General features: G+C 71.2%; 17 protein-coding genes and 2 pseudogenes. 10 read left to right on the plus strand and 9 right to left on the minus strand.

What is annotated here, in order from left to right; all coding sequences use genetic code 11:
- Positions 1-7 precede the first annotated feature (7 nt).
- The 4 genes and pseudogenes from D6270_RS29565 to D6270_RS34085 all read right to left on the minus strand — a co-directional run.
- Positions 8-2,101, minus strand: a complete 2,094-nt coding sequence (locus D6270_RS29565) for an MDR family MFS transporter (protein ID WP_109162646.1) — start codon at positions 2,099-2,101, stop codon at positions 8-10.
- A gap of 57 nt (positions 2,102-2,158) precedes the next feature.
- Positions 2,159-3,007 carry an ATP-grasp domain-containing protein gene (locus D6270_RS29570; RefSeq protein ID WP_109162645.1) on the minus strand — a complete coding sequence of 283 codons (849 nt, stop codon included), beginning with the start codon at positions 3,005-3,007 and terminating at the stop codon, positions 2,159-2,161.
- Positions 3,008-3,232: 225 nt separating this feature from the next.
- Positions 3,233-7,075 carry a WD40 domain-containing protein gene (locus D6270_RS29575; RefSeq protein ID WP_225976982.1) on the minus strand — a complete coding sequence of 1,281 codons (3,843 nt, stop codon included), beginning with the start codon at positions 7,073-7,075 and terminating at the stop codon, positions 3,233-3,235.
- A gap of 149 nt (positions 7,076-7,224) precedes the next feature.
- Positions 7,225-9,144: pseudogene (locus tag D6270_RS34085) on the minus strand (TIR domain-containing protein); the annotation flags it as partial.
- Positions 9,145-9,434: 290 nt separating this feature from the next.
- Here D6270_RS34085 and D6270_RS29580 point away from each other — a divergent pair.
- A pseudogene (locus D6270_RS29580) lies at positions 9,435-10,597 on the plus strand (SLC13 family permease).
- A 19-nt stretch (positions 10,598-10,616) separates the two neighbouring features.
- Here the strand turns inward: D6270_RS29580 and D6270_RS29585 are convergent.
- The 5 genes from D6270_RS29585 to D6270_RS29605 form a co-directional block, all read right to left on the minus strand.
- Positions 10,617-11,525, minus strand: a complete 909-nt coding sequence (locus D6270_RS29585) for an inositol monophosphatase family protein (RefSeq protein WP_109162643.1) — start codon at positions 11,523-11,525, stop codon at positions 10,617-10,619.
- Positions 11,509-12,231 (minus strand): hypothetical protein, encoded by a 723-nt coding sequence (locus tag D6270_RS29590; protein WP_109162642.1) that lies wholly within the window; start codon positions 12,229-12,231, stop codon positions 11,509-11,511. The genes D6270_RS29585 and D6270_RS29590 overlap by 17 nt, the downstream gene beginning before the upstream one ends.
- Before the next feature lie 53 nt (positions 12,232-12,284).
- Positions 12,285-13,241 carry a hypothetical protein gene (locus D6270_RS29595; protein ID WP_109162641.1) on the minus strand — a complete coding sequence of 319 codons (957 nt, stop codon included), beginning with the start codon at positions 13,239-13,241 and terminating at the stop codon, positions 12,285-12,287.
- A 178-nt stretch (positions 13,242-13,419) separates the two neighbouring features.
- A complete protein-coding gene (locus tag D6270_RS29600; protein ID WP_109162640.1) occupies positions 13,420-13,683 on the minus strand; it encodes a hypothetical protein in 264 nt (87 codons plus the stop codon).
- A gap of 203 nt (positions 13,684-13,886) precedes the next feature.
- Positions 13,887-15,101 carry a PucR-like N-terminal domain-containing protein gene (locus D6270_RS29605; RefSeq protein WP_109162639.1) on the minus strand — a complete coding sequence of 405 codons (1,215 nt, stop codon included), beginning with the start codon at positions 15,099-15,101 and terminating at the stop codon, positions 13,887-13,889.
- A 717-nt stretch (positions 15,102-15,818) separates the two neighbouring features.
- Between D6270_RS29605 and D6270_RS29610 the strand changes: the two genes are divergently transcribed.
- The 9 genes from D6270_RS29610 to D6270_RS29650 all read left to right on the plus strand — a co-directional run bounded on the left by D6270_RS29610 (position 15,819) and on the right by D6270_RS29650 (position 25,539).
- Entirely contained in the window at positions 15,819-16,751 is a 933-nt protein-coding gene (locus D6270_RS29610) for a hypothetical protein (RefSeq protein ID WP_109162638.1), read from the plus strand.
- Positions 16,752-16,952: 201 nt separating this feature from the next.
- The gene (locus D6270_RS29615; protein WP_109162637.1) at positions 16,953-17,609 is read left to right on the plus strand and encodes a hypothetical protein; all 657 of its coding nucleotides are present in this window, start codon (positions 16,953-16,955) and stop codon (positions 17,607-17,609) included.
- A gap of 313 nt (positions 17,610-17,922) precedes the next feature.
- Positions 17,923-19,440, plus strand: coding sequence for a DUF6801 domain-containing protein (locus D6270_RS29620; RefSeq protein WP_109162636.1), 1,518 nt, complete (start codon positions 17,923-17,925; stop codon positions 19,438-19,440).
- A gap of 116 nt (positions 19,441-19,556) precedes the next feature.
- On the plus strand, positions 19,557-20,555 hold the full coding sequence (locus D6270_RS29625) for an ABC transporter ATP-binding protein (protein ID WP_109162635.1): 999 nt from the start codon (positions 19,557-19,559) through the stop codon (positions 20,553-20,555).
- Complete coding sequence (locus D6270_RS29630; protein WP_109162634.1) at positions 20,552-21,406, plus strand: MlaE family ABC transporter permease; 855 nt, start codon at positions 20,552-20,554, stop codon at positions 21,404-21,406. Before D6270_RS29625 ends, D6270_RS29630 begins: the two co-directional genes overlap by 4 nt.
- Before the next feature lie 5 nt (positions 21,407-21,411).
- The gene (locus D6270_RS29635; protein WP_109162633.1) at positions 21,412-22,215 is read left to right on the plus strand and encodes an MlaE family ABC transporter permease; all 804 of its coding nucleotides are present in this window, start codon (positions 21,412-21,414) and stop codon (positions 22,213-22,215) included.
- Positions 22,215-23,498: an MCE family protein gene (locus D6270_RS29640; RefSeq protein ID WP_109162632.1), complete on the plus strand. Its 1,284-nt coding sequence runs from the start codon at positions 22,215-22,217 to the stop codon at positions 23,496-23,498. Before D6270_RS29635 ends, D6270_RS29640 begins: the two co-directional genes overlap by 1 nt.
- On the plus strand, positions 23,495-24,526 hold the full coding sequence (locus D6270_RS29645) for an MCE family protein (RefSeq protein WP_109162631.1): 1,032 nt from the start codon (positions 23,495-23,497) through the stop codon (positions 24,524-24,526). The genes D6270_RS29640 and D6270_RS29645 overlap by 4 nt, the downstream gene beginning before the upstream one ends.
- Positions 24,523-25,539: an MCE family protein gene (locus D6270_RS29650; RefSeq protein WP_109162630.1), complete on the plus strand. Its 1,017-nt coding sequence runs from the start codon at positions 24,523-24,525 to the stop codon at positions 25,537-25,539. The genes D6270_RS29645 and D6270_RS29650 overlap by 4 nt, the downstream gene beginning before the upstream one ends.
- Position 25,540 lies beyond the last annotated feature (1 nt).

Below are 25,540 nucleotides of genomic sequence, written 5' to 3' on the forward strand. Positions count from 1 at the left end.
CGGCGGTTCAGGCCGGCGCCCCGACCCGCGTGGAGCCGCCCGGGTGGGGTGCCGGGGACAGCTCCTGGGCCAGGTCCTCCGCCAGCAGCCGTTTCGCGATCATGTCCACGGCGATGCGGAGCTGGGCGTCGTCGGGCCGGGCTCCGTCCTCGGCGAGGCGTTCGTTGAGCCAGCGGCCCCAGGCGTCGGAGATCACGTTCGCCTCGCGCCGGCCCGCCGCCGTATGGGAGAAGATCCGGCCGTCCCCGGTGAGGTAGCCTTCCTCGATCATCCGGTCGAAGACGGGGACCAGCACCTCCGGGGGCAGCCGGTGCCGGGTCGCGATCAGCCGCAGCCCCGCGTGGCCGACCAGCCGGGTGAAGAGGTCCACCTGCATCACCGCCCAGGCCCCCGCCATGTCCAGCCGGGTGTCGGACCCGGCCGTGATGCGCCGGGCCGTCTCCGGACCGGCGCCGTGCAGGATCGAGGCCACCGCGATCTCCAGGAGCTTCTCCGAGTCGCCGCTGCCGGGCTGGGCGAAGCCGTCCCCCATGTCCGTCGAGGCGAGCCGGGCCGAGTCCCGCAGCTTCACCTCCTTGAGGAACAGCGCGACGACGAAGCCGATGAGCGCCACCGGAACGGTCCAGAGGAACACGGTGTGCAGCGTCTGCGCGTATGCCTGTGCCAGCGGCTCCACCTGGGCCGCGGGCAGCGCGTGCAGGGCCTGCGGGCTCTCCGATGCCCGGGCCAAGGACGCCGGGTCGCCGCCCGCCGCCACCGCCTGGGCCACCCCGTCGGTGAGGTTGGGCTTGAGCGCGTTGGCGTAGATCGTCCCGAACACGGCCGTGCCGAAGGCGCTGCCGAGCGTGCGGAAGAACGTCACGCCCGAGGTCGCCGTGCCCAGGTCCGCGTAGTCGACCGTGTTCTGCACGGCGATCGTCAGCACCTGCATGGCGAGTCCGATCCCGAGCCCCAGGACCACCATGTAGAGCGACTCCACCCACACCCCGCTGTCGGGCCCCATCCGGGAGAGCAGGAACAGCCCGGCCGCCATGATCAGCGTTCCGGCGATGGGGAAGAGGCGGTAGCGGCCGGTCTTGCTGACCACGGTGCCGCTGAAGATCGAGGCGACCAGCAGGGCGGCGACCAGGGGCAGGGTCCGGACGCCCGAGAGGGTCGCCGAGTCCCCGTCGACGTACTGGAGGTAGGTCGGCAGGAAGATCATCGACCCGAGCATCGCGAAGCCCACGATGAAGCTGAGGACGGAGCAGACGGTGAAGACCGGGTTCCGGAACAGCCGCATCGGCAGCATCGGTTCCTTCGCCCGCGTCTCGATCAGGCAGAACAGCGTCAGGGCGATGATCCCGCCGACGAACAGCCCGATGATCATGGGCGAACCCCAGGCGTACTCGTTCCCGCCCCAGCTCGTCGCGAGGATCAGCGCGCTCGCGCCGACCGCGACGAACGCGATACCGGCGTAGTCGATGACCGGCCGCCCCGCCGCCCTCACGGACGGGATGTTCCGGGCGGCGGCGATCACCACGACGATCGCGATCGGCACATTGACGTAGAACGCCCAGCGCCAGGTCAGATGGTCGGTGAAGAGCCCGCCGAGCAGCGGCCCGATCACCGTCGAGATACCGAAGACCGCCCCGATCGCGCCCTGGTACTTGCCCCGCTCGCGCAGCGGGATCACATCGGCGATCAGCGCCATCGACGTGACCATGAGGCCGCCGGCGCCGATGCCCTGCATCCCGCGCCAGATGATCAGCAGCAGCATGTCGGAGGCGAGGCCGCAGAGGAACGAGCCGGTGATGAAGATGATCGCCGAGACCTGGAAGACCAGCTTCCGCCCGAACAGGTCACCGAACTTGCCGACCAGCACGGTGGCGACCGTCTCGGCGAGCAGATACGCGGTGACCACCCACGACATGTGCGCGGCGCCGCCCAGGTCCGAGACGATCGTCGGCAGGGCCGTGCCCACGATCGTCTGGTCCAGCGCCGCCAGCAGCATGCCGAGCACGATCGTGGCGAAGACGATGTTGCGCCGCCGCCGGTCGAGGACGGGCGGCGGCGCGGCGGCACTCTGCGCGGCGGGGGCTTGCTCGCTGGCAGTGGTCACCTCTGCACCCTCACACCGGCCCCCGCCGCCCGCATGCGGGGGCAGTCCGGACGGGCGTCAGCCGATCAGTGGGGCGATCGAAGCCTTCAACCGCGCGACGAACGCCTCCCGGGCCTCCTCGTCCACCCGGTCCAGCGAGAGGTAGGGGTTGAGGTCCTCCAACTCCACCAGGAGCAGGCCGCCCTCCTCCGTGCGGCAGGCGTCGACCCGCTGGATGCCGTGGTCGAGCGCGTTCCATTCGACGAAGCGCCGGGCGAACGCCAGGTCCGCCGCGTCGGCCGCGTACGGCTCCAGCACCCACCGCCGCTCCGGGTCCGGCGCGTACAGCGCGTACTGGAAGTCGTGGTCGACGAAGTAGAAGGACACCTCGTAGCGGAAGTCCACCCGGGGCTGCACGAGCAGCACCCCCTCGCCCTCCCGCTCCAGCTCGCCCGCGACCTCCGCCGGGCCGACGAACCGCAGCCCCACCGAGTCCGCCCCCAGCTTCGGCTTCACCGCGTACGCCCCCGCCTCGGGCAGCAGCCCCAGATCCGCCACCCGGTCCACCGTCGGTATCACCGGAAACCCGCCCCGGCTCAGCTCCACCAGATACTCCTTGCCCGCCATGTCCCCGCGCCCGTCCAACGGGTTGTACACGGGCACGCCCAGTTCCAGCGCCCGTGCCCGGAACGCGTCGTACGCCTCCTGGTAGTGCAGGACGGGCCCGCTGTTGCGTACGAGGGCGAGGTCGAAGCGGCCCAGCAGCGCGGCCGCGTCCCGGGGGTGGCAGAGCGCGACGTCGAACGCCTCGCGCAGCCGGGACGCCAGGAAGATGTCCTCGTCGCAGTAGCGCCGCCCGCGCGCCTCGTAGGCGAGGTCGGTGACGAGCAGGAGGGCGGGGCGGCGGGGGCCGGTGGCGGCGGTCATGGGTTCTCCGGGGTGGGGACGGAAGGGGCGACGGTGACTCCGCCCCCGCGCAGGATGCCGCACGGAGAGCCCGCCTGCCGAATTCCGGCCACGTGGCAGGGCCGCCGCACACCCTTCCGCGGTGATGCCGTCCTCAGCCTCCTGAGCTGGTTCCGCCCGCCCCCGACCATCGCGGCGTGCCGGGCGCTCGTCGGCACCCGTCTCCGACCCGGCCGGGCCCCGGCGTCACAGCTCCTCACCCTGGGCCAGCCTCCGTGCCCCCGGCAGGTGCCGGTCGAGTTCCCCCGCGGTGAACCTCGTCATGCCCACCACATGCCAGAACTCACCCGCCACCTCGCCCTCGGCCTTGTAACCCCCGTCCGGTGTGAAGGCCGCCCAGCCTCCGGGCACGCCGACGAGTGTGGCCTTCGGTGTCACGGCCTCCGCACCGGCCGGGCCCGGGTCCGCGCCCACCCGCCACAGCCGGACCGTCCCGTCGTCACCCGCGCTCGCGAGGTGGAGCCCGTCCGGGCTGAAGGAGAGCGAGTAGATCCGCCCGCTGTGCCCCGGCAGGAGACCCGCCTCCGCCCCCGTCTCCGGGTCCCAGAGCCGGATGACCCGGTCGTCGCCGGCCGTCGCGAGCAGCGGAAGTGAGGGGTGCGCGGCCGCCGTCCAGAGCTTGCCCGTGCGATGGCGCAGCACGTGCCGGGCGACACCGTCGCGCCAGATCACCGCCGTGCCGTCCCACGAGGCGCTCGCGAGCCAGGAGAGGCCGGGGCCGAAGGCCACGGCGTAGACACGGTCGCCATGGCCGCGCAGGGTCTGGGCGAGTGCGCCGTCGTGGGTGTGCCAGATACGCACCCGGCCGTCGTCGCAGCCTGTCGCGACGGAGGCACCGTCCTCGGCGAAGGCGACGGACCGCACCCGGCCCTCGTGGCCGTCGAGATGGAGGTCGTGCGAGCCGGTCGCGCGCCGCCACAGGCTGACCGAGTCGTCGTCGTTGGCCGTGGCGATCTGCTCGCCGTCCGCACTGAACGCCTCGGCCCAGGTGCGGTCGGTCTCGACGTCCAGCTCGCGCAGAAACGTGCCGCCCTCGGCATCCCACAGGTAGACGTGCCCCGTGCTGCCCGCCGTGGCCAGGACGGTGCCCACGGGACTGAACACGGCCGAGGTCAACCGGTCGCCCCGGCCGACGAGTTCGTGCAGACGGCGCCCCGTGCGCACGTCCCACAGGCGTACGATCCCGTCGCTTCCCGCACTCGCGAGGCGGCTGCCCGACGCGTCGAAGGAGACCGCGTTGACCCGTCGGCCGTGCCCGCGCAGGATCGGCTTGCCCTGGCCCGTCGCCGCGTCCCAGATCTGCACCACGCCGTCGTCCCCGGCTGTCACGAGCTGGGTGTCCTCGGGCCGGAACCGGCACGACCAGGCCGAGCCCTGGTGCGGGGTCGGCTGAAGGCGCTCGGATACGGCCTCGTACCCCCCGTGGTTCTCCGAGAGCTGCCACAGGCGGACGGCACCGGTCGAGTGGCAGGCCGCCAGGAGGCGGCCGTCGGTGGCGAAGACGGTCTGGTAGACCCCGCCCGAGCCCTGTTCGAGGGGCGGCCCCGGCAGCCCGGTGCGCGGGTTCCAGAGCCGGACCCCGCCGTCCGTGTCGCCGCTCGCGAGGAGGTCGCCCCCGGGATGGAAGTCGAGGGTGTAGACGCGGCCCGAGTGGCCCCGCAGCTCATGCAGGAGCCGCTGGTCACCGGCGCGCCAGATCCGTACGGTCCCGCGGTCGCCGACACCTTCGTCGGCGGTGGCGAGGAGGCTGCCGTCCGGACTGAACCGGACGCGGAACACGGAGCCGTCGTGTTCCGGAAGGCTGGCGAGGAGCTCTCCCGTCACCGTGTCCCACAGCCGCACGGTGCCGCTCCTGTCGCCGGTGGCGAGGGTGCGCCCGTCGGGGCTGAAGACGGTCGTGTAGACGAGGACGGTGTGCCCGGGGAACGTGTGCAGCCGTTCGCCGGTCGCGGTGTCCCACAGCCGCACGACGCCGTCGCCGTCACCCGTGGCGAGCACGGTTCCCGCCGGGTTCAGCGTGATCGGCCAGACGCCGTCCGGGTGGACGAGGAGCGTGGCACGGCAGCGGCCCGACACCGGGTCCCACAGGCGTACGGTGCCGTCCGCGCTGCCCGTCGCGAGGACGGAGTCCCGGAACCGGACGGCGTAGACCCGGTCGGTGTGGCCGTGCAGGACGCGCAGCGCCTCGCCGTTCTCGGGTGCGCAGATCAGGACGCTGCCGTCCTGGCTGCCCGCCGCGAGGAGTTCCCCGTCCGGGCTGTACGCGACGGGCTCGGGCAGCCGCCCCTGCTGCCGGCTGAAGCCGTAGGGGACGCTGACGGAGGCGGGGCGCAGCACCGTCTCCAGAGGCACCCCCGGGGCGATGGTCGCGGTGGCCAGCTCCTGTGACCGGGCCGCCTCGTCGTCGAGTTCGGTGCGGATGAGGACGGCGCGCCGCCAGCGGCTCCCGGTGAGCCGCGCTCCGCGCAGGTCCGAGCCGATGAGCCGTGAGCGGCGCAGGTCGGCGTGGCGGAGGTCGGCCCCGCTCAGGTCGGTGCCGTCGAGCCGGGCCCCGGCGAGGCGGGCGCCCCGCAGGGTGGCGCCGGAGAGGTTGGCCCCGGTGAGCTGGGCGTCCGTGAGGTTGGCTCCGGTGAGGTCGAGCCTGGACAGATCGCGGCCGGAGAGGTCCTCGCCGGGGAAGTGCACGCCGCGCAGGTCGATGTCGGCCGGCACCCGGAGCCGGCGGTTGATGCGGTAGGCGTTGGTACGGGCGGCTTCGGTGGAGGCCGCGGCGGAGTCCGGGGCCGTGCCCGCTCGCCCGGTGCCGGCGGTCCCTCCGGTCCCCTCTCCCGTGCTCTGCCCGGGGCTTTCCAGGGTGCGCCGCACCCAGTCCTTGATCCGCTCCGACTCCGCGAGGTCGCAGAAGAACTCCACGGCGAGCGGGGAGAGTTCCCACTTCGTGAGGAGCGTGTCGTCGCCCTGGCCGAGACGCCGCGCGGTCTCTCTCGCCACCAGCCACTCGATGACCGACTCGTGGATGAAGTGGAAGATGCCGTCGTCGACCCGGACGAGGAGGGTGCCCGCGCCGACCGCCTGTGCCTCCTGTGCGAAGAACGTCCCGTCGCCGCGTTGCCCGAACGTCTCGGTGACGATCTGGGTCAGCTCGTCGAGGCGGAGACTGCTGCGCCCGCTCTCCCACAGGCGCAGGGCCAGCGCGGTGACGGACCGCCACAGCTGGTCCAGCTCCAGCCCCGGCGCGGCGCCGGGGCCACCCTGCCCGCGCCGTTCCTCGAAGCGGAGCCAGGTGCTGAAGATGTCCTCGTACAGCCGGGCCGCGCTGAGCGTCCCCTCCGAGCGTGCGACGGCCCGGATCTGCTGCTCGTCGAGCGCGGCCACGAAGCTGAGCAGCCGGGGGTTGCCGCACAGGTCGAGCAGTCGGGGGATGCCGAGGAGAAGCTCGTACCGGCGCGCGGCCGCGGCGTCGTCGCCGTAGTGGTTGGTGAGGTAGCGCCGGATCTGGTGGGGCGCGAAGCCCTCGACGGAGAGGAGCCGTCGCTGCGGGAGGAGCCCGACCTGCTCGCCGAGCGGGGTCAGGACCTGGTCACGGGAGCGGAAGTGCTGGGTACGGCCGCTGACGACGATCTTGGCGTGGTCGACCGCGGCCTTGAGGAGGGTGTGCAGGTGCTCGGCCGCGCGTTCGTAGCTGACCCGGTTGACCAGTTCGTCGAAGCCGTCGAAGAGGAGGACGACGCGGCCCTGGCGCAGCATGTAGCGCAGGGCGCGCAGGTCGATGACGTCGACGCCGCGGTTGGCGAGATGGGCGGCGACGAGACCTTCGAGGCTGTGCGAGCGGTCCAGCGAGCGGAGGGGGATGAGCAGCGGGGCCAGGTGCGGAAGGCGTTCGGGGATGCGACGGGCCAGCTCTCGCAGTGCGAAGGTCTTGCCGTGGCCGAAGCTGCCGAGGAGGAGGAGCACGCGCCCCTGGTCGGTCTCCAGGAGGCGGAGCATCTCCTCGACGAGATCCTCGCCCTCCTCGTCGCCCGGGTGCACCTCGTCGCGGTAGCGCTGGGGAGGTACAGCTCGGGGGCGTAGGGCCCGGCGGCGGAGAGCTCCGCCGTCTGCGCGGCGACGTAGCCCCGCAGGTCGATGAGGCCTTGCAGCTCCAGGAAGCTGCGCACCCGTACGCCCCGGCGCGCCGCGCGCTCGCGCAGCCCGGCCCCGGGCCGCTCTCCCGCGTACACCAGCTCGGCATCGGTGCCCGAGTCGTCGGCGTGGGCCAGGGCGAGCAGGCGGTCGAGATCATCGTCGGTGGGGGTGCCGGGCTGCACCGCGAGGCGCAGCAGCCGCACGACGCCGTCCTCGTCCCAGGCGGCGGCGATCTGGGGCAGGTCCTCGGGCTCGACGGGGCGCACGTCACGCAGGCGCACGTCCGGGCGCCGGGCGCGCAGGACGTCCTTGACCCGTTCGGCGAGCTGGGCGCCCGGGTCGTTGACGGTGCGGTTGTCGGAGTGCGCCGATCCGTGCGCGGGGATCTCCTCGTCACCGGTGTCGTCGGTGAAGCGGGGCGCGGAGCGCCACTCGACCGGGTGGACGACCGGCTCGGCGGTGGAGCCCTCCTCGTGGGGCGTCCACCGCTCGACCCCTTGCCCGTCGATCCGCAGGAGGCTGAACCGCCCTGGTCCCGCGGCCCCGAGAAGGGGCAGGGCGCCGGTGGCGGAGGGCAGTTCGGCGTGGACCGGCGTGGCGTTCTGGTCCCTGCCGTCCCCGGCGGGGCCGTGCAGAAGGAGGTGGAGGCGGGGCGCGAGGAGCCGTTGGAAGACATCGGTGTCGCGGAGCGGTCCGGTCACCTCCCCGGTGGCGCCGCCCGGACCGGGGCCCCTGCCGCCGTGGGAGGGAGGGAGGAGCGGGTGCCGGACGAGCCCGACCCGGAGCCAGCCCTCCTCCTCGTACTGGCGGAGCGCCTCCGCGAACCACGCGGCCTGCGCCCGCCCGACCATTCCGTACCGGTCCTCCAAGCGGTGTGTCCGGGCGATCGAGGAGTTGAAGCCGGCGACGACCGTGCGCAGTTCCGGTACGGGGAAGAGCGTCCACGGCTGGTCCGAGCCGAAGACCGTGTCGAGTCCCTGGTACAGCTCGTCGAACAGCCGCCCGAAGTGCCGCCACTTCTGCCAGTAGGGCGGCTGCGGACGGATCTCGTCGGCCTCGCAGCTGTGGAAGTACGCCTGGCAGGCGGCGTCGCTGACGTCCTGGTTGCCCGGCACGACGAGTACGCGGTGCGGGGCGAGCCGGAGTTGCGCGCGCAGCCCGGTCAGGAAGTCGCGCGCCTGCATGCAGTTGCGGGGCGAGCCCGATGCGGTCACGTCGCCGGAGACGAGGACCAGGTCCGGTGAGGGGGCGCCGCCGTCCCGTAGCTCGATCAGCCCGCTCTGGACGTCGCGGAGCAGTTCCTCGGGTTCACGGCCGCGCCCGAACTCGGGTCCCGCGAGGTGCAGGATGTTCACGGCTTCCTGGTGCGTGCCGCCCGGCACCGCCGGAGGGTAGTGCGGGGCCGCGTCCGGCCGCCGGCGTCCGCCCCTTTCGGCGCCCCCGGTCAGCGGTTGCCGCCAGGACTGCGCGGGCACGGCGGCGGACACGGTGCGCCCCCCGCCCGGATACGAGGGGCTGTCGACGGGGCGCGCGTGGCCGTCCAGGGCCTGCTCCACCCTGGTGAGGAGCAGCCCGCGTGCGGTGCGCGCGTCGGGCACGCCGACGAGATCGACGTAGGTGATCGTCGCGAGCAGCCCCTCGATGGGCGCCTCGTCCACGCGCACGGTCAGCAGTCTGCGGTCGGGCTGGTCCGGCTCGGACCGCAACGCCGCCTGCCACTCCATCCGCCCGTACCGCGAGCCCTGGTAGTGCCGTGAGAGGACGGCGATGACCGCGACGGACTCGCTGACGCCACGGTCCATGTAGTCGATGAAGTTGCTGCCCGCGACGAAGTCCCAGGCCTGGATCACCGTGCGGAAGCCGGCCTCCTCCAGCGTCCAGGCGATCCAGGAGGCCCATGCCTCGTCGGCCGGGGAGTAGCTGATGAAGAAAGTGCCCTGCCGCTGCGGCGTGCCCGTGCTGCCCGTCATCATCCGCCCATCCTAGGAACCCCGGATGAGACCCTGCCGCTGGACAACCGGCCAAATTCCCGTCCATGGCGCGGAGTTGACGCGAAGTGGCGGGACGGTGCGGGAGACTGCGCACTGCGGGGATCACCTCTCGCGCGGATGTGCGAGCCGAAGCTGAGCCCGTCGGCCGGTTCCGGCTCCTTCCGCCCGCCACACCCCGCGCGCCTCGTGGGCAATCTTGCTTCACACCCGTACCGGTGTGCGAACCTTGCGCGGTGCCGACACTCGAATCCTCGCGCAGACGCTTGCACCCCCTGGACCTGCTGGCCTGTTCGCTGCTTGCGTGTGGCCTGATCCTGCTGGCGACCGGCGCACTGCCCGCTCAAGCGGCCGGCGACGTGGCCCGCCGGACGGCACCCCTGCTCGTCTTCCTCGCCACCGTCATCGTCATGGCCGAACTCATGGGCCGCGCGCAGGTCTTCGACGTGCTGGCCGGGGGATCTCGCGCATCGGCAGGGGCAGCTACGTACGCCTGTTCGGCCTCTGTGTGCTCCTCGCCTCGGCGACCACGCTCGTTCTCAACCTCGACACGACGGCGGTCCTGCTCACCCCCGTCATGCTGGCGATGGCCGCCCGCGTGGGCATCGCGCCCCTGCCGCTCGCGATGACGACCGTGTGGCTTGCCAACACCGCCAGCCTGCTGCTGCCCGTCTCCAACCTGACCAACCTCCTCGCGGCCGACCGCGTCGGCCTCTCCGCCGGCGGCTTCGCGGCCCGTATGTGGGCACCGCAGGTGGCGGCCATCGCCGCGACGGCGGTGTGCCTGTGGGCGATGTACTGGAGGAGAGGACGGCGCGGTGCCGACCGCTACGTGCCCACCGCCGCGTTACGCCCGTCGGATCCGGTCCTCTTCCGCGTCTGTGCCCTGGCCTGCGTGGGCTTCCTCGTCGCCATCCTGGTGGCTCCCGTACCGCTGTGGGTGAACTCCCTCGCCGCCGCGCTCGTCGTGGTCGTCGCCTTCGCACTCCGCCGACCGGGCGAACTGCGGCTCTCGCTCGTACCCTGGCGTCTGCTGGTCATGGTGCCCGGCATGTTCCTCGTCGTGGAGACCGTCAACGTCCACGGCCTGCACAGCCTGCTGACGCACGCGATGGGGGCGGGCGAGCACGCGGCCGGCCTCTTCCGCTCCGCCGCGGTCGGCGCCGGGCTCTCCAACGTGCTCAACAACCTGCCGGTCTACCTCGCGGGCGAGTCCGCGGTGCCGGAGGGCAACCGGGACCAGCTGCTCGCCCTCCTCATCGGTACCAACGTCGGTGCCCTGGTGACTCCCTGGGCCTCACTGGCCACCCTGCTGTGGTTCGAACGCTGCCGCACCGCCGGGGTCGGGATTCCCCTGGCCCGCTTCATGGGCACCGGGCTCGTCCTGGCGGTCACCGGCACGGCGGCGGCAACCGGCGCCCTCGCCCTGACCAGCTGATCACGGCGGCACCAGGGCCTCACACCAACGAGGCTCCCGTCGCCTCCCGCGTGAGCGCCACCAGCCGGTCGATGACGTCGGGGCGCCCCGCCACGAAGCAGCGCGTCGTGTCGGGGCCGGTGAAGCCGATCCGGAACGGGCCGCCCTCCAACGTACGGAACTCGCACCCCGCCTCCCGCGCGAGCAGCGCGCCGGGCGGGAAGTCCACGGCTTCCGCGCAGTACCCCACGAAGCCGTCGATCGTCCCGCGCGCCAGCATCGACCACCCGATCAGCGGTGCCCACAGAGCGAGGACGCGCCGCGTACGCCGTTCCAGCGCGATCCTCAGCGCCGAGGCGACCGGGTCGTCCTTGCGCACCGAGTGCCCCTGCGTCCACGCCACGACGAGGCGCGGTGCGGAGGCGGGCACCGGGGTGTCGGGAAGGAGCGCCCCGGCGACGGTCACCGCCCCGGCCGCCGGAGCCGGCCGCTCGGCACCCCCGTCGGGCCCTCCGCCACGCCGGTGCGCCCCGCCGCCCCGCACCGCGTGCCAGGTCACGTCGGTATGCGGCTCGTGGACCACGCCGAGGACGGGCGCACCCTCCACGCACAGCCCGATCCCCACCGCGTACACGGGCAGCCCGACAGCGACGTTGTTGCTCCCGTCGAGCGGGTCGACGAGCCAGGTCCGGTCCGCCGTGCCCGCGAGGATCCCCGCCTCCTCCGACCAGACGCGGTCCTCGGGGAACCCCTCGCGGAGACGGTCGAGCACGATCCGCTCCGCCGCCAGATCGAGTTCGGTGACGACGTCGCCGTCCTCGCCCTTGACGCCGATCCGCCACACGTCGCCGAAACGGTCGCGCAGCATCCTCCCCGCCTCCTCGGCCGCGGCCAAGGCGACCGCCAGCTCGGCCGCGTACCCGCTGTGCCCGTCAGCCGTCCGCTTCATCGATCCTCCTCAGAGCGGCCCGCACCGCCACGGCGGTCTCCTCCCGGCCGCAGATCTCCCGTACCGAACGGTGGTCTTCTCCGGACAGGAGTCCAAGGGACATGTCCTTGCTCCCGGGCTGTGTCTCGCCGAGCACGAGTGTGGCCGCCGGACGCCCGCCGGCCACCACCGTCGCATGGAACTCACCGGGCCTGACGACATAGACGTCACCGGCCGTGCTGTGTCCGAAACCGTCCGGTACTCCGCGGACGAACCGTGCGGTACCGCGCACCTCGTCCGTGCCGTCCGGGCCGCTGCGCACCTCGTACACGCGGTGGGTCGGCGCCACGGGATCGTCGACGACCCGCACGGAGTGGTTCGTCACATGGCCGAACAGGACGAGGCTGACGAGCGACCAGCTGTGGGCGTGGACGAGCGGCGCATCGCCCTCGCCCCCTTCGCTTCCGGCGCCGAAGAGATGTACGCACACCCCTCTGGCCCCGTCCCTCAGGACCGGCAGGCACAGGAAGCCGAGGGGGTGGCGGACCGCGGACAGGCTCCGGCGTCCTTCGGCGACCGCCCGCAGGACGGAGACGGCGAGGTCGCCCGCGGTGGTACGGTCCGCCGGTGACGGCCCGGCGCCGGGCGATGGGCCTGGGCCGGGGTCCGGGGCGAGCAGCCTCCGCAGAGCGTCGTAGTCGATGTCCGGACCGTGGGGGGCTTCCATGGCGTGGCGCGTCCTGGCCTCTCGGATCGGTGCGGCCGGTGGCCGGCGACGAGTCAGATCGGGTACGGATTCTCCGCGCGCAGGGCCTTGTCCACGATCTCCCGCACCGCTCCGTCGGAGTAGCTCGTGGGCAGCGCCAGGCCGACGCTCTCGAAGAAGGCCCGTGCCTGGTCGGCGGTCGGATCGTTGTCGAGGGCCCGGGCCTGGCTCAGTTCGATCTCGCGGGCCTGGCTGCGGCTCTGCCGGAGCTCGACGCCGTAGTAGCGGTACAGCGGATGGTTCTCGGTGACCAGGAGTCCGGGTTGCGCGGGATCGTCCTGGGTGATGATCAGGCGGGATGGCGAGACGTCGAAGCGCAGCGTCGGCGCCGTCGAGGACAGGTAGAGGTGCACGGTCATGCCGGGGAAGCGCTGGAGGTGCCAGCCCGCCGCCAGGACGGTCGCGTACGACTCGTTGCTCGTCCGCTCCGGGGTCCACGTCTCCGGGGCGGAGGAATTCTGTTGCCGCGCGTACAAGCGGCGGAAACTCGCGTAGGCGGCGCAGGCGCGGGCGTCGGCCGGGTCGACGACCTCGATCGAGAACGTGAAATTCGAGCGGTTGCGGCGGGCCCGGTCCACGCATTCGGGCAGTGTCACGGCCCGCAGGTAGGTGCCGGTACCGCCCTTGAACTCCCAGGAGCCGCCGCGCTCCCGCGCCGTGCGCAGCTCGGCGCCGATCTCGCTCCCCGTGAGGGTGCGGACCATCTCCATGCCCTCGAAGGCCCGCTGGATGCCCTCGACCGCGTGGGCGAGGTGATCGGCGCGGGCCCGCTGGCGGAGCGAGCCGGCCGCGATGGCGCCGAGCACGAGAACGGTGGCCGCCGCCGTCGCGTCGTCCCCCAGGGCGTCACCGAACAGGTCCATGACGCCGACGGTGACCGCGCCGAGCACCGCCAGGAGCAACTCGAAGTTCTGCGCGATCCAGTTGAGCAGCCTCTCCAGGCGCCCCGGCCTCTCCGGTCCGCCGGCCATACTCTCCTCCATCGTCCCCCGTGCACCCCGACGGCACCGATGCTAGGGGCGGGGCCGCGAGCCCACCAGAACGCCTTTCAGCCGTAAGGGAGCGCGGGGGTGGTACCGAGATCGGGGGCCCTGCGCCCGGGCTCGTCCCCGAGCGCCGACGAGCGCGCTCGCCCCGGGTGCCGCCGGGTCACGCGAACGACCCCGGGCCCACCGTCAGCCGGGGATGGTGGGCGGCCAGGACCTTGTTGGCGCGGGCCAGTTCGGCGAGGGCCTGCTCGCGGTCGGCCTGGTCCTCGATGCCCAGGTGAGGGCCCCGGAACCGGCGGACCTCACGGGCCGCGCAGTCGGCCTCGAACTCCGTCTCCAGGATGTGCGGCGGGATGCACGAGCCGATCAGCGCGGCGACCCGGTCCGGGATCGGCACGGGGACGAGGAGGTGCGAGGCGGTCATGGGGTGTTCCCTCTCGGATGGTTGGCCAGGAGGCGGTACGTGTGAGTGCTGCCGCCGGATGAGCGGCAGGCTCCTCCCTGTCTACGGGACGCGGTTCCGCGTTTCTCGTCGGATACGTCTCCGTGTCGCAACCGTTTGGGACTGACCGTCTATTTCGCCTTACGCGCGGGTAAGTTGACCTTTCGCGCCGGACCTGATCCGGATCAGGGGGATGTGCCGGCCGAGCGGGTGCGCAGCCGTAACGCGCGCAGCACGGCCTCCGTCGCGAAACGGCTTTCCGGGTCGACGAGTTGATCACCGAAGATGGTCTCCAGGCTCCGCATGCGGTAGCGCACGGTCTGCGGGTGCACATCGAGGAGTTCGCCCATCTGGGCCGCCGTGCCCCGGGTGTCCAGCCAGATCCGGAGCGTCTCGACCAGCCGCTCCCGGCGGGTGGTGCTGATCCCCGCCACGGCGGCCAGCTCCCGGTGGGCGAGCTGGTCCAGCAGAGCGGGGTCGGAGAGCAGCCACAGGGTGATGAGGTGGTCCTCGCAGCGGATCAGCGGGGCGTCGTCGATCACGCCGGAGTCGACGAGCTCCAGCACCCGGCGGGCCCAGCGGATCGAGTCGCAGGCCAGGGCGGTCGGCACGGTCAGCCCGATCGCCGCGTGGCCGGCGGGCAGGGCCTGCTCCAGCATGGATCTTCGCGGGTCGGTCAAGGGGCCGGGGATGAGCAGGTGCGGCTGCGGGTCGCTGAGATCGAGGAGGAGGTCCCGGTCGGCGCTGAGCCGGTCCAGCGCGGCCGGGGCGCGGAGGGCGACCAGGGTCACCTCGTCGGGCAGCATCCAGCCGGTCTGCTCGCACAGGTCGGCGATGGCGCTGCGCGGTGCGGGGCGCCCGGCGAGGATGAGGTGGAGCAGGCGGCGGCGCAGCGCCTCGCTCTGCTCGCCGGACTGCGACTGGACCTCCAGGAAGCCCTCGCGGGAGAGCGACTCCAGCTCGTCGACGTAGGCGAAGAGGGCGTCGGCGAAGCTGAGCATCAGGGTGGGGGAGAGGTGGTAGCTCTGCCCCACCTTCTTGGCCCGCCGCAGCGCCACCCGGGCGCCGAGCCGGTAGGCGCCCTGGAGCGTGTCCATCGTCCGGCCCTCGTAGGCCTCGAACCGTCCGAAGCGCCGGCACATGTCGTCCCGCAGCGTGGTGGGGGAGGTGGGCTCGGCCACCAGGTCGACGAACGAGGCGAGGCTCTGCTCCACGCCCACCCGGATCGCCTGGCCGTTGGGGCCCTCCAGCAGCCGGGCGTATTCCGGATAGGCGCGGGTCACCTCCACACCGATTTCCTTGATGAGACTGGGGAGTTCGGGCCGCATGATCGCGGCGAATTCCTGGGGGAGTGGCCCCAGGGGGTCATCGGTGTCCAACGGCTGTATGAGGTGTGCCATGCCATGTCCCCTCTGCTCTCGGCGCCCGGTGGTGGGGTGAGACGGTGGGGGAAAGCGCTCCCACGAACCGACAGGTGCGTACCAAGTCCGCGACGAAGATAGACCAAGGGACAGGCACTGCACACCACTTGGACAAGATCGGGGTGCAGGGGGCACGCATCGTGTCCGCGCGGTGGGACTTCCGCGCAGGTCGGGCGGTACTGCGCGCTTTCGGACAATGAATTTCGGCCGCATGCTCCGGCGGTGACAAGTCCCGTGACGAGTCCCGTGAGAACGGCTGCGGCAGGGGCCGTGACATGCGCCCTGACATGGGTCGTCAGGGGGGGGGGGGGGGGGGGGGGGCTGCCGCTTCGGCCGAGGGCCGTTCCTGGTGGGCGCGGGAGGCCGGGCCCCGGCGGCCGGACCGTATTCCGGCGCCTCCGTTGCGCATTCCTTGATAAGGGCGTGACCCCCGGTTACTCATTTACGGATCAAAAACAGGGCCGCACAAAAATTCTTGGGCGGACGGATTGTGTCGCTGTGTTTCCCGCGAGTAACATCACGCTTCGTTCAATTCGGACATGAAATCTGCCCGAAATTTGACGCTCAGTTCTTCCTCCCCCGGGTCCACCCCGCGGCTCTGTCACCACCGACGAATGCGTCGTGGTGCGGGCGCGCCGGAGAACCGGTCAACTTCGCGTACGAGGCCGCAACCCGGCGGCCGAAAGAGGGGACGACATGAGATCCGTTTCCAACCGCACCCGCATAGGGCTGCTCGCGGCATTCACCGCGTTCAGCGCCGTGCTCTCCACCGGATCGGCCTCGGCGGCGGCCGAACTCAACGGCGACTGGGCGCCGTTCGACCGCTGTCCGGTGGACGCGCCCGCCATGCTCGCGGCGGACGGCATCACGAATATCGCCACCTGTATCTCGTCGAGTTCGGTCACCGGCTCCATCACTCTCGGCAAGAGCAAGGTCCCCACCGGCAACAGCGATCTCCAGCTCGGTGTCATCCAGCACAGCAACGGCACCGCCACCCTCGTGGCGCCGCCGGAGGGGGCGCTCACCGCCGATCAGGCCGAGGTACCCGGCGGGCTGCTCGGGCTGATGTGCCCCAGCGCCGTCCCCTTCGTCTCCGCGATCTGCCGCCAGCTGACGGACAACAGCCTCAACCGGATCACGGCCACCATCGAACCCGCCGGCGCTCCACGGGACTTCAACATGGTGGCGGCCTTCTCCGCCGGTGAGCCCATCCTCACCATCCCGGTCCGTATCCACCTCAGGAACCCGTTCCTCGGCGACAAGTGCTACATCGGCACCACCGCCAACCCCGTGCTGCTCAAGCCGCAGAACCTGAACGCGCCGAGCCTCTCGCTCCAGCGGTTCGCGGCCGACGGAACCCGCGACGACGAGGGCGAGATGGGCCGCTACACCTTCGCCGGCGCCGACCAGGGCGATGCCACGTTCGCCGTTCCGGGCGCGAGCGGCTGCGGAGCCGGGCTCCTGGACTGGGCGGTGAACCTCAAGACCGGGCTGCCGTCGGCCGCCGGGAAGAACAGCGTGAAGCTCAACGACACCTCGACCTACTTCGGCAGCCCCTACGACCCGGCCGGCCTGGCGCCGGACGAGGGCCGGAAGCTGTCGGAATTCTGGCACTCCGCCAAGCGGTAGCGGCCGACGCCCTCCCTTATACCGAGGGCAGTGCGGAACCCGACAAAGGAGGTGGTGCGACAGCCGCCCGACCGCTCCTGACGGAAGGCGCACCGGAAAGATTTCCGTGCCTTCTCCGGTCCAGTTCGAAGCGTGCCGCCCGGAATTCCCGGGAGCACGTCCACTCGTATCCCCAACGGGACAAGAAAAGGGAGTAATTCCATGATCAAGCGATCCGGTGTACTGACCGCGATCGGTGCCGCCGTGGCATCCGTCGCCCTGGCCGTTCCGTCGGCCGTCGCCGCGCCGACCAGCTGGACCATCACGCCGACCGGCGCCTTCACCGGCAGCGCCGGGGTGACCGTCCTGACCGACAACAACGGCAACAAGATCCAGTGCACGACCTCGGCGGCGTCGGGCTCGGCCCCCACGTCCCCGGTGGCCGGCTCCCCGGCGCAGCTCGCGTCCATCTCGGCGATCTCGTTCAACTCGCCCTGCACCGGACCGTTCAGCTCCACGTGGACCGTGACCACCACGCCTCCGTGGCAGATCTGGGGCCTGGACTACGCGGCGGGCGCGGGCACCAACTCCACCGGCCAGGTGACCGGTGAGATCAGAGCCATCAAGGCGAAGGTGAGCGGGAGCAGCGTGCTGGGCCCGTGCACCTTCGACGTCACCGGCAAGGTGGCGGCCAAGTACAACAACCCGAGCAGTGGCGGGAGCAACGGCACGCTGAACACGGCGGGCGGCGGGCTCACGCTGACCATCGCCAACAAGGTCGGCGGCGGCTGCGGCATCGTCGGCACCACCGCCAGCTTCCAGGGCCTCTACACCATCGTGAACTCGGCCTCCGGCAAGTCCCCGGTCATCAGCGGCTGATCTCCACCGCCCCCGATGCTCAGGACCTGAGCGTGGTGCCCGGCCGTGCGCCCTCGGCGGCCGGGCACCTGTGCTCCTTTTCACTCACCAGCCGACAACTCCGCAGGGGCGGAATTGTCATCGGCTGCTAAAGAACTCGATCCTCTGAAACGGCGGAATTCCCGGCTCTTCCCAGGCGCCCGATGGTGTGCGTAGCGTACCGGTCGGTAGGAGGATCATTCCGAGCCCGCCCGAAAGGCCGTTGCCGAGAAGTGGACCCATTTCGCAGCCATCGAACCGATGGGCCCGAGCGCGCCGGAAGGACACCATCCATATGACCGTCGATGCACGCGCCGCGGTGAGGCGACCGCTCCACCTGGCCGTGGGCGGGGCACTCGTCGTCGCCACCGCGCTCATCCCGAGCGCCGAATCGGTGGCGGCCGATCAGACGTCCGAGGTCACCCTCCCCTATACGTGCCAGTTCCCCTCCGGCACGGAGAAGGCGGACGTCGCGGTCAAGGCGGTGCTGCCCGTCTCGGCCCGGACGGGGGAGGAGATCCGCCCCGGTGACGTCTCCGTCGAGGTGGCGCTGGAACGGTCGGCGCTCACGCAGTTCACGGCGCTGGAGGCGGCCACCCTGTCGGCCGTCGCCGAGCTGACCGTACGCAACACCGTCGGCGCACACACCGCCGACGCCTCGTGGCAGCAGCTCGAAGCCCCGGCGGTCACCCTGCCGCCGGAAGGCGAGGGCGAGGACGGCGTGGTGCTCGCCGCCACCGGCGACGTACCCACCGTCGCGTTCGGCACCCCCGGCCGCGCCACCATCGCACCGGCCGCGCTGAGCCTCACCTTCGCCTCCTTCACCCAGGACGGCACCGCGACCTCGCCCCCGCAGCTCACCGTCGCCTGCGAGCCCGCCGACGACGAGCAGCGCCCGCTCGCCCGCATCACCGTCCGCGACAGCGCCGGCCCGACGGTCCCCGCACCCGGCCCGGACGGTCCGGCACCCGGAGAGGACCCGGCCGAGAAGCCGGGGGAGCCGTCCCGCCCGGCCCCCGGACTCGACCCGGACGCCCACCGCAAGATCGAGGACCTCACCGAGGCGCGGCTCGAAGCCCTCGACGACGAGGACCCCGGAAGCTGCCCGATCGAGATCCCGCCCGAGTGGGTGATGACCACCGCGGAGACGTACGCCGCCGGATACGCCAACGCCGTGAAGCTGGACGGAGCGGCAGCGCTGGGGCCCGCGTTCATGAAGGTGGTCCTCAACAAGCGCTACATCAACGACTCCTGCGCCTCGACCGTCGACGTCACCTCCGAGGTGGAGTTCGCCTACGAGGGCAAACGGCAGCTCCCGCCGACGAAGGCCACCTTCCTCAGCTACGGGTTCATGCCGACCACCGCCACGATGGTGCTGGAACAGGTGGGACCGCCGGCCCTCGTCCAGACCCACACGGTCACCAACACCCCGACCTACCCCGAGGAGTCCACGGTCACCGCCCAGCTCTCCATGCGCCTGTACGACGTCAAGGTGAACGGCGTTCCGCTGGACGTGGGCCCGGACTGCCGCACCGAACGGCCCTTCGAGCAGGTCCTGAAGGGATACGGCCAGAGCTACCCACCGGCCGGCTATCTCGTGGCGTACGGCGGAAGTCTGACCGGCTACGCGCATATCCCGCCGTTCAAGGGGTGCGGGGTCGGCGAGGACCTCGACCCACTCTTCACCTCCGCCATCTCCAGCGTCGGCAAGAAGGCCGACAACTACACCAAGATGACGCAGGCCCCGCTCTGCGTGGCGACCAACCCGGACGGGCCGGACTGCCCGCCGAAGGTGCCGAAGCCCGAGCGGTGACCGCGTCCGGCCCCGGACGGCCGGCACACGCGAACACCTCCTCTCACCTACTTCTCCTTCCGACAGCCGGAGCGCCGACAGATGACTTGGGTCACCACCACTTCGAAGGAGGGCCGATGGGAATCGAAGTAGTCGTCGAGGGCCTGACCAAGTCCTTCGGCAAGCAGAACATCTGGCAGGACGTCAGCCTCACGCTGCCCGCCGGTGAAGTGAGTGTCATGCTCGGCCCTTCCGGCACCGGGAAGACCGTGTTCCTGAAATCGATCATCGGACTGCTCAAGCCCGAACAGGGACGCGTCCTCATCAACGGCGTCGACATGGTGAACAGCTCCGAGCGCGACATCATGGAGACGCGGAAGCTGTTCGGCCTCATGTTCCAGGACGGGGCCCTCTTCGGCTCCATGTCCCTCTTCGACAACATCGCCTTCCCCTTGCGCGAGCACACCCGCAAGAAGGAATCCGAGATCCGCCGCATCGTGATGGAGCGGATCGACATCGTCGGGCTGCTCGGCGCCGAGGGGAAGCTCCCGGGCGAGATATCCGGCGGCATGCGCAAACGCGCCGGCCTCGCCCGCGCCCTCGTCCTGGACCCGCAGATCATCCTCTGCGACGAACCCGACTCCGGACTCGACCCGGTCCGCACCGCGTACCTCTCGCAGCTCCTCATCGACCTCAACGCGCAGATCGACGCGACGATGCTGATCGTCACCCACAACCTCGACATCGCGGCGACCGTCCCGGACAACATGGGGATGCTGTTCTGCCGCAACCTCGTCACCTTCGGGCCGCGCGAGGTGCTCCTCACCAGCGACACCCCGGTCGTCGCCCAGTTCCTCGCCGGACGCCGTGAGGGCCCCATCGGGATGTCCGAGGAGAAGGACGCCGCCACGCTCGCCGCCGAGCAGCAACGTAGCGACTCTCTCGGCACCACAGCCACGATCGCCGCCCCCCGGACCGTCGTCCCGCAGCTGGAACCCTCGCCCGGGATGCCCGTACGCCAAGGGGCGCTGCGCCGCCGTGAGCGGGTCATGGCGATGATGGGCCAGCTGCCGGAGGCCGCCCGTACGGCCATCCTCAACAGCTACGCCCCGGCCGCGGGGGGTGCGAGAGCGTGACCGTCCCGCTGCCGGTGCGGCCGCCCGAGCCGCCCGAGAAGCCCCCACCGGTCCTCTCCGAGGCCCCCGAACAGCGGCGCCCCAGCCGACTGCTCGCCCCGCTCCGGGAGACCGGGAAGCTCTTCGCGCTCGGCATCGCCGTGGGGCGTGCCATCTTCCGCAGACCCTTCCAGTTACGCGAGTTCATCGAGCAGTTCTGGTTCGTCGCGAGCGTCACGATCCTGCCCGCCGCCCTCGTCTCCATCCCGTTCGGCGCGGTCATCGCCCTCCAGGTCGGCTCGCTCACCCAGCAGCTCGGCGCGCAGTCCTTCACCGGCGGCGCCAGCGTCCTCGCGGTCATCCAGCAGGCCAGCCCCATCATCGTGGCGCTGCTCATCTCCGGCGCCGCCGGCTCCGCGATCTGCGCCGACCTCGGCTCCCGCAAGATCCGCGAGGAACTCGACGCGATGGAGGTCATGGGCGTCTCGCCCATCCAGCGCCTCGTCGTCCCCCGCGTCCTGGCCACCATGCTCGTCGCCGTCCTGCTCAACGGCCTGATCTCGGTGGTCGGCACGCTCGGCGGCTACTTCTTCAACGTGATCATGCAGGACGGCACCCCGGGCGCCTATCTCGCCAGCTTCTCCGCCCTCGCCCAACTGCCCGACCTGTACGTCAGCGAGTTCAAGGCCCTCATCTTCGGCTTCCTCGCGGGCATCGTCGCCGCCCACCGGGGCTTGAACCCGCGCGGCGGCCCCAAGGGGGTCGGTGACGCGGTCAACCAGTCCGTCGTCATCACCTTCATGCTGCTGTTCTTCGTGAACATGGTCATCACGGCGATCTACCTCCAGATCGTCCCCGCGAAGGGCGGCTGAGGCGGATGGCGATGCTCAGCTGGCTGGACCGCTCCGGCGACCAACTCACCTTCTACGTCAAGGCCCTGGTCTGGATCCCGCGCACCCTGCGCCGCTACCTCAAGGAGGTGCAGCGGCTGCTCGCCGAGGTGGCCTTCGGCAGCGGCGGACTCGGTGTCATCGGCGGCACCATCGGCGTCATGGTCGCGATGACCCTCTTCACCGGCACGGTCGTCGGCCTCCAGGGGTACGCGGCCCTCGACCAGATCGGGACCTCCGCGTTCACCGGGTTCATCTCCGCCTACTTCAACACCCGCGAGATCGCGCCCCTGGTCGCCGGGCTCGCCCTCTCCGCCACCGTCGGCGCGGGCTTCACCGCCCAGCTCGGCGCGATGCGGATCAACGAGGAGGTCGACGCGCTCGAAGCGATGGGCGTGCGGTCGATGCCGTACCTCGTCACGACCCGGATCATCGCCGGGGTGGTCGCGATCATCCCGCTGTACGCGATCGGGCTGCTCTCCTCGTACCTCGCCTCCCGCTACATCACCATCCTCTTCAACGGGCAGTCGGCGGGCACCTACGACCACTACTTCAATCTCTTCCTCTCCCCGGACGACGTGCTGCTGTCGGTGCTCAAGGTGCTGATCTTCAGCGTGCTGGTGATCCTCGCCCACTGCTACTACGGCTTCCACGCCACCGGCGGACCCGCCGGAGTGGGGGTGGCCGTGGGCCGGTCGGTGCGCAACGCGATCGTGCTCATCAGCGTCACCGACTTCTTCCTCTCGCTCGCCATCTGGGGCGCCACGACGACGGTGAAGGTGGCCGGCTGATGAGCCCACGTGGAGCCAGGACCGTCCGGCGCAGAGCCGCCGGAGTCGCCTTCCTGCTGGTCCCCGCCATCCTGGTGTGGGTCTCGGTCGCCGTCTACCAGAAGGAGTTCACCGACGACGCCACCGTCACCGTACGGACCGGCCCGGTCGGCAACGAGATGCACGACAACGCCGATGTGAAGCTGCGCGGCGTCGTCATCGGGCAGGTCAGGTCCATCGCCACCGACGGGGAGGGCGCCCGCCTCACCCTGGCCATCGACCCGGACAAGCTGGACCGCATCCCCGCCGACGTCACCGCGCAGATGCTGCCCACCACCCTCTTCGGCCAGCGGTTCGTCGCCCTGGTCCCGCCCCGCACCCCGTCCACCCGCACCCTGAGCGCCGGGGCGGTGATCCCGCAGGACCGCTCCAGCAACGCCATCGAACTCGAAGAGGTGCTGGACAACGTCCTGCCGCTGCTGACCGCCGTGCAGCCGGAGAAGCTCTCCGCCACCCTGAGCGCCGTCTCCCAGGCCCTCGAAGGGCGTGGCGAGAAGCTCGGCGAGACGCTGACCACGCTGGACGCCCACCTGAAGAAGTTCAACCCCCAACTCCCCACGCTCAACGAGGACATCAAGCAGCTCGTCAAGGTCAGCACGCTCTACGCGGACACGGCCCCGGACATCCTCGACGCCCTCACCGACGCCACCACCACGAGCGGGACCATCGCCGAACAGGAGGCCCGGCTCGCCGCGTTGTACGGCACCACCACCGCCTCCGCGCGCGATGTCACCTCCTTCCTGCGGGAGAACAAGGAGAACCTCATCCGGCTCTCCACCTCCGGCCGCCCCACGCTCGAACTCCTCGCCAAGTACGCCGACTCGTTCCCCTGCACGCTGCGCACGGTCGCCGGCTTCGTGCCCGCCATGGACAAGGCGCTCGGCAAGGGAACGGACCGGCCGGGACTGCACGTGACGGTCAAGTCCGTTCCCTCGCAAGGGAAGTACGTCCCCGGCAAGGACACCCCGGTCTACAACGCCACCGGCGGCCCACGCTGCTACTCGGTGCCGTACGTCGGCAAGGGCGGGGCCCCCACCGCCGACACGCGCCGCGCGGCCGACGTCACCGCACCGCCGCCCGCCTCCAAGGACACCGCCCTCGGCCTGCCCAACTCGCCCCAGGAGTCCCAGCTCGTCAACGAGCTGGTGGCCCCCTCACTGAAAGTCCAGCCGCAGACCCTGCCCGACTGGAGCAGCGTGCTCATCGGTCCGGCCTTCCGCGGTGCGGAGGTGAAGCTCAAGTGAAACGCCGCTCCCTCACGGGACCGCTCACCAAGTCCCTCGTCTTCGTCGTGGTGACCGTCCTCGCCACCACCGTCCTCGGGCTCTCCATCGCCAACACGGGCGTCGGCGACACCACGACGTACAAGGCGCGGTTCACCGACGCCACCGGGCTCATCCCCGGCGACAGTGTCCGCATCGCGGGGGTGAAGGTCGGTCAGGTCGAGTCCGTCCGGGTCGCCGACCGCAGGGTCGCCGAGGTCACCTTCGGCGTACGCAGAGGGCGTACGCTCCCCGCCTCGGTGACGGCGGCCATCAAGTACCTCAACATGGTCGGCCAGCGCTATGTCGACCTGGACCGGGGCGCCGGACCGGTCGGCCGGACCTTCGCGGCCGGGGCCACCATCCCGCTCTCCCGGACCACCCCGGCCCTCGACCTCACCCAGCTCTTCAACGGTTTCCAGCCCCTGTTCGAGGGGCTGTCCCCGCCGGACGTCAACCAGCTCGCCGGCTCCATCGTCCAGGTGCTCCAGGGCGAGGGCGGCACCGTCGACTCCATCCTGCGCCACGTCGGCTCGCTCACCACCACCGTCGCCGCCAAGGACCGGGTGATCGGCGAGGTGATCAAGAACCTCAACACGGTCCTCAAGACCGTCAACGACCGGGAGGCCGGCTTCGACGACCTCGTCGTCACCCTGGAGAAGCTCGTCTCCGGCTTCTCCGGCGACCGCAAGCCGCTCGGCGAGGCCGTCACCGCGATGGGCGCCCTGACCACGGTCACCGCCGACCTCTTCCAGGACGGCCGGAAGCCCCTCAAGGACGACATCCGTCAACTGGGCCGCCTCAGTAACCAGTTGGACAAGGGGACACCCCAGATCGAGAACTTCCTCGACAGGACCCCGGCCAAGATGGAGGCGATCAGCCGCCTCACCTCCTACGGCTCCTGGCTCAACCTCTACCTCTGCGAGGCCAAGGTCGGCGGGGTGGCCACCGACGACGGCTCCACGCCCCCCACCGGCATCGCCATCACCCAGCCGAGGTGCCTGGCATGACCCTCACCCCCGTCCGGGAACGCGACCCGGTCGCCGTCGCCCTCGTCGGACTCCTCGTCCTCACGCTCCTGGCCCTCGCCGCCTGGCGCGCCGACTCCCTGCCCTTCGCCGGCGGCGGTACGACGTACAGCGCCGACTTCACCGAATCGGCCGGGCTCTCCGAGGGCGACGAGGTGCGGATCGCCGGAGTGAAGGTCGGCAAGGTCACCGGGGTCTCCCTCGACGGGCCCCGCGTCAAGGTCGACTTCAAGGTCGAGGACGCCTGGATCGGCAACGCCTCCACCGTGGGCATCGCCGTCAAGACCCTCCTCGGCGAGAAGTACCTCGCCGTCGACCCGCTCGGCAACGCCCCGCAGGACCCCGGCTCCCGCATCACCGCGAGCCGCACGACCTCCCCGTACGACGTCACCCAGGCGTTCAACGGGCTCGGCGAGACCATCGAGGAGATCGACACCGACCAGCTCGCCAAGAGCTTCGAGACGATCTCCGCCACCTTCAAGGACTCCCCGCCTCATGTCCGCAGCGCGGCGGAAGGGCTCTCGGCCCTCTCGCGTACGGTCTCCCAGCGCGACGCCCAGCTGGCAACCCTGCTCAGGAGCAGCAAACGCCTCACGAAGACCCTCGCCGGCAAGAACAGCAGCTTCGAAACCCTCCTGGAGGACGGGAACCTGCTGCTCGGCGAGGTCCAGGCCCGCCGCGACGCCATCCACCTGCTGCTCACCGGCACCCGCAGCCTCGGCGTCCAGCTCACCGGACTCGTCGAGGAGAACGACAAGCAGCTCGGGCCGACCCTGGCCTCCCTCGGCCGGGTCACCGCCGTCCTCGCGAAGAACCGCAAGAGCCTGGACAAGGTGCTCGCCATGACCGGCTCGTACAGCCGGCTCGTCGGCAACACCCTGGGCAACGGGCGGTGGTTCGACACGTACGCCTGCGGAGTCGTCCCCCGGAACTACCTCCCCGCCGGCACACCCCCGGCGGCCGGATGCATGCCACCGAAGCAAGGCGGCCGCTGAC

The organism is Streptomyces griseus subsp. griseus, from assembly GCF_003610995.1.
Lineage (GTDB): Bacteria > Actinomycetota > Actinomycetes > Streptomycetales > Streptomycetaceae > Streptomyces.